This window comes from Brevundimonas sp. (assembly GCF_036732845.1).
In the GTDB taxonomy this organism is placed as follows: Bacteria; Pseudomonadota; Alphaproteobacteria; order Caulobacterales; family Caulobacteraceae; genus Brevundimonas.
In genome coordinates this window covers 1-4,809 of the sequence record NZ_DAINBO010000071.1, presented here as the reverse complement: position 1 = coordinate 4,809, position 4,809 = coordinate 1, and the positions used below count along the sequence as shown (strand labels likewise).

Genomic DNA, 4,809 nt, shown 5'->3' with positions numbered 1-4,809 from the left:
AAGAGGGCGTCATCGACGACCCGCGCGAGGCCGATGTCGGCGCCATCCTGGCCTGGGGCTTCGCGCCCTGGACCGGCGGCCCGATCACCTACATCGACCAGTATGGGCTGAAGGCCTTCGTCGACCAGGCGGACAAGTACGCCGCCCAATACGGCGACCGCTTCTCGCCGCCGCAACTGCTGCGCGACATGGCGGCCAAGGGCGAGACCTTCTACGGCCGGTTCGCGGGCAAGAAGGCGGCTTAGTTTCCTTCTCCCCTCGAGGGAGAAGGTGGGCGCCGAAGGCGCTCGGATGAGGGGGCTGGTTCCGCCCGCTGATCGTCAGACGATGAGGGTGGGTCTGGCATCCCCCTCATCCGTCTCGCTCCGCGAGCCACCTTCTCCCCCGGAGGGGAGAAGGACGATGCGTACGCACACGGTGAAGACCGCGACCCTGGACCAGCAGGTGATCGAGGCCGGTTCAGGCCCTCTGGTCGTCCTGATCCACGGCTTTCCCGAACTGTCGATCAGTTGGCGCGCGCAGGTGCGGGCGCTGGCTGACGCGGGCTACCGCGTCGTGGCGCCGGACATGCGCGGCTATGGCGGCACGACTGGCCCGGGGCAGCGGACCCAGGACCACACCCTGCCGCAACTGGTCGAGGACACGGTCGCCCTGGTCGCGGCGCTGGGCGAGACCCAGGCCGTCGTGGTCGGCCATGACTGGGGGGCGCCGGTGGCCTGGCATTGCGCCCTGATGCGGCCCGACATTTTCCGCGCCGTCGCCGGTCTCAGCGTGCCGTTCCAGCCGCGCAGCGAGAGCGGCCCGCCGATCCCGGCCATGAGGGCGCTGGCCCAGCGCGTGGGCCGGGGCGAGCTTTACATCGTCCGCTTCCAGGAGATGGCGGACCAGATTCAGTTCGACGCCGATCCGGCCGCGGCGCTGCGCAAATGCTTCTGGTCCTATGACGGTGCGACGCCCGCCGCCGACCGCGCGACCGGCTTCATTCCGGCGGGCCTGAGCCTGATGGAGTCCGTGTCGGACGACGCGGTCCTGCCGCCGTGGATGGGCGACGATCTGTTCGCCGAATATGTCGCGGCCTTTTCGGCGCGGGGCTTCAAACAGCCGATGGACTGGTACCGGTGCATGGACCTGAACTGGGAACGGATGGCCGATCTCCAGGGCCGCAAGATCACCGTGCCGGCCCTGTTCATGGTCGGCGAGCACGATCCGGCGCGCCACTATTCCGGGCGTCATGAGAAGACCCTGGGCGACTGGGCGACCGAGCTGCGCGGCAATCACGTCATCGCCGGGGCCGCCCATTGGCTTCAGCAGGAGCGGCCGGACCAGGTGAACCGGCTGTTGCTGGACTTCCTCGCCGGCCTGGACGTCTAGGGTGTGAATCCATGAACCTCGTCACCCTCGGGCTTGTCCCGAGGGGCCATGGGGGCCTCGGGCCGGACCAGGGGCTGTTGTGACCACTGGTGAGGGCCATCCGCGTTCGAGGCAATGCCGCGACAGGCCCTCGGGACAAGCCCGAGGGTGACGGAGCTTTGTAGGCCCTGACGAACCTTAGACTCGACTTGGGTTCACGTCCTAGACCGGGTCGGTCGGCGCCGGTTCGGGCGTCGAGGGCGTGTCGGGCAGGGGGATGAACTCGTGGTCGTCGCCGTCGGGCAGTTTCATCCGGCCCGCCTTCCAGTCGGCCTTGGCCGCGTCGATCCGGTCCTGGGACGAGGCGACGAAATTCCACCAGATCAGGCGCGGTCCCACCGGCTCGCCGCCCAGCACCATGACGGTGGACCGCTCCAGCGCCTTGATGGTCGGTTCGGCGGTCGGCTCCAGCACGATCATCTGACCGGCGCGGAAAGCGCGGTCGCCGACCTCGATGGCGCCGGAGGCGACATACAGCGCCCGCTCGGAATAGCCGCCCGCGCCCTTGCCCGGCGGCGGCGCGGTGCGCACGCCCGGCTGCAGCTCCCAGTGCACATAGAACAGCGGCGACGAGGTCTTGACCCGCGCCGTCGCGCCATAGGCCTCGCCCGCCACCAGCCGCGCGAACAGGCCCTGATTGTCATAGGCGGGCAGGTCCGGCCCGGCGTAGTGCATGAAGCCGGGATCGCGGTCCTCGTCCTCGACCGGCAACGCGATCCACGCCTGCATGCCGTGCATGGGACCGCCCTGGGCCGCCCTCAGCGGATCGGTGCGTTCGGAATGGACGACGCCCTTGCCCGCGGTCATCCAATTGACCTCTCCGGGACGGATGGCCTGGGTCACGCCGGTGTTGTCCCGGTGCAATATCTCGCCCTCGAACAGATAGGTCAGGGTCGACAGGCCGATGTGCGGATGCGGCCGCACGTTGATCGCCTCGGCGCCCGGCGCGAAGTCCGCCGGTCCCATCTGGTCCAGGAAGATGAAGGGACCGACCATGCGCCGCGAATGAAAGGGCAGGACGCGCCCGACCTCGAACCCGCCCAGGTCCTTGCGCCGTGCGTCGATCACCATTTCGATCATGTGCGAATCTCCCGCCCGGACAGGGCGCGAGCGGAACTATCCGACGTGCGGCGTGACGATGCCAAGGGGCAGGGCGGTCACATTCTTCACCCCGCGGGTGACGATGTGGCTCTCGCAGTCCGAGACGATGCCCAGGGCCAACAGCTTCTCGCGCAGGAATTTGTCGAAGGCGTGCATGTCGCGCGTGATGATGCGCAGCACATAGTCCTCGCGCCCGGTGATGGTGGCGCACTGCACCACCTCGGCCCAGTCGCCGACGGCGGCCTCGAACGCGGCCAGGTTCTCGGTGGACGGAAGGTTCAGCTTGACGATGGCGTAGACCTCGAAGTCCAGGCCCAGTTTGGCGGCGTCCAGCAGGGTCACCCGGCGGGTGATCAGGCCGGAATCCTCCAGCCGCTTGATCCGGCGCCAGCAGGGCGAGGCCGACAGACCCACGCGATCCGCCACCTCGGCCACCGACAGCCCCGCGTCCTGTTGCAGGATGTCCAAGATCCGAGCGTCGATGGGATCGAGTTCGTCCGCCAAGGCGTTTCTCCGATTCAGAATGCCGCGCAATAAAATACCTCTGATCGGGGTTATGCAAGACGGAATTGCGCGAGCTTTCCCCCGCACAGTCGTGCTATCAGGCGCCTCATAGGGAAAAACGCTGCGGTCCAAGAACGGCAGGACATATGACCAAGAACACCAAACCGCTTTCGCTGCGGGTGCCCGAACCCACGGGTCGGCCGGGCGATGCGCCGGACTTCAGCCACATCCGCATGGACGGTCCCGGCGTCATGGCGCGGCCCGAGGTTTCGACCACGGCGCACGCCATGCTGGATCACGCCTTCGGCCTGATCCGGGTGCTGGACGACGAGGGCAAGGCCGTCGGGCCGTGGAATCCGCGCCTGGACGCCGAAACCCTGCGGCGCGGCCTGAAGGCCATGATCCTGACCCGCGCCTTCGACGAGCGGATGCACCGCGCCCACCGCCAGGGCAAGACCAGCTTCTATATGAAATGCACCGGCGAAGAGGCCATCGCCGTCGCCCAGGGCATGCTGCTGCCGCGCGAGGACATGGGCTTTCCCACCTATCGCCAGCAGGGCCTGCTGATCGCCCGGGGCTATCCCCTGGTCGACATGATGAACCAGATCTACTCCAACGCCGCCGACCCGATCAAAGGGCGGCAGTTGCCGATCATGTATTCGTCCAAGGACTTCGGCTTCTTCACCATCAGCGGCAATCTGGGCACCCAATATCCCCAGGCCGTCGGCTGGGCCATGGCCAGCGCCTATAAGGGCGACGACAAGATCGCCATCACCTGGATCGGCGACGGATCGACGGCCGAGAGCGACTTCCATTCGGCCCTGACCTTCGCGGCCGTCTATCGCGCGCCGGTGATCCTGAACATCGTCAACAACCAGTGGGCCATCAGCTCGTTCATGGGCATCGCCGGGGGCATGGAGACGACCTTCGCCTCCAAGGCCGTAGGTTATGGCCTGCCGGCCCTGCGGGTCGACGGCAACGACTTCCTGGCCGTCTGGGCCGCCACCGCCTGGGCCGAGGAGCGCGCCCGGTCGAACATGGGCGCGACGGTGATCGAAATGGTCACCTATCGCGGCGCCCCGCACTCGACCTCGGACGATCCCAGCCGCTATCGCCCCGGCGACGAGCACGAGAAATGGCCGCTGGGCGATCCCATCGAACGCCTGAAACAGCACCTGATCGCCCTGGGCGAATGGTCCGACGCCCAGCAGGCCGAGGCCGAGGCGGACGCCGTCGACCAGGTCCGCGCCGCCGGCAAGGAGTCCGAGGCCGTCGGCACGCTGGGCCAGTCGCGCCCCAGCGTGAAGACCATGTTCGAGGACGTCTATTCGACCGAGGACTGGCGCCTGGTCGAACAACGTCGCGAGGTGGGAGTCTGAACATGACCACCCAACCGATGAACATGATCCAGGCCCTGAACTCGGCCATCGACGTCAAGATGACCGAGGACGCCAATGTGCTCAGCTTCGGCGAGGACGCGGGCTATTTCGGCGGCGTCTTCCGCGTCACTGACCACCTGCAGAAGAAGCACGGCCTGACCCGCAGCTTCGACGCCCCGATCTCGGAGACCGGCATCGTCGCCACGGCCCTGGGCATGGCGACCTACGGCCTGCGTCCGGTCGTGGAGATCCAGTTCGCCGACTACATCTATCCGGCCTATGACCAACTGGTCTCGGAAGCCGCCAAGATCCGCTATCGCTCGGCCGGCATGTTCACCACCCCGATCACGGTGCGCAGCCCCTATGGCGGCGGCATCTTCGGCGGCCAGACGCACAGCCAGTCGCCGGAAAGCCT

At 67.4% G+C, this 4,809-nt stretch carries 4 protein-coding genes and 2 pseudogenes; 4 read left to right on the top strand and 2 right to left on the bottom strand.

Going from position 1 to position 4,809, the window contains the following annotated elements:
• Positions 1-245, top strand: a pseudogene (locus V7D63_RS13080) (3-hydroxyacyl-CoA dehydrogenase); the annotation flags it as partial.
• A gap of 157 nt (positions 246-402) precedes the next feature.
• Positions 403-1,371 (top strand): alpha/beta fold hydrolase, encoded by a 969-nt coding sequence (locus tag V7D63_RS13075; RefSeq protein WP_333592714.1) that lies wholly within the window; start codon positions 403-405, stop codon positions 1,369-1,371.
• A 201-nt stretch (positions 1,372-1,572) separates the two neighbouring features.
• Here V7D63_RS13075 and V7D63_RS13070 read toward each other — a convergent pair whose 3' ends face one another.
• Positions 1,573-2,490 carry a pirin family protein gene (locus tag V7D63_RS13070; RefSeq protein ID WP_333592713.1) on the bottom strand — a complete coding sequence of 306 codons (918 nt, stop codon included), beginning with the start codon at positions 2,488-2,490 and terminating at the stop codon, positions 1,573-1,575.
• A 36-nt stretch (positions 2,491-2,526) separates the two neighbouring features.
• Positions 2,527-3,015, bottom strand: coding sequence for an Lrp/AsnC family transcriptional regulator (locus V7D63_RS13065; RefSeq protein ID WP_333592712.1), 489 nt, complete (start codon positions 3,013-3,015; stop codon positions 2,527-2,529).
• A gap of 146 nt (positions 3,016-3,161) precedes the next feature.
• On the opposite strand from V7D63_RS13065, the gene V7D63_RS13060 reads away from it, so the two are divergent.
• Positions 3,162-4,394, top strand: coding sequence for a thiamine pyrophosphate-dependent enzyme (locus V7D63_RS13060; RefSeq protein WP_333592711.1), 1,233 nt, complete (start codon positions 3,162-3,164; stop codon positions 4,392-4,394).
• A 2-nt stretch (positions 4,395-4,396) separates the two neighbouring features.
• Positions 4,397-4,809: pseudogene (locus V7D63_RS13055) on the top strand (alpha-ketoacid dehydrogenase subunit beta); the annotation flags it as partial.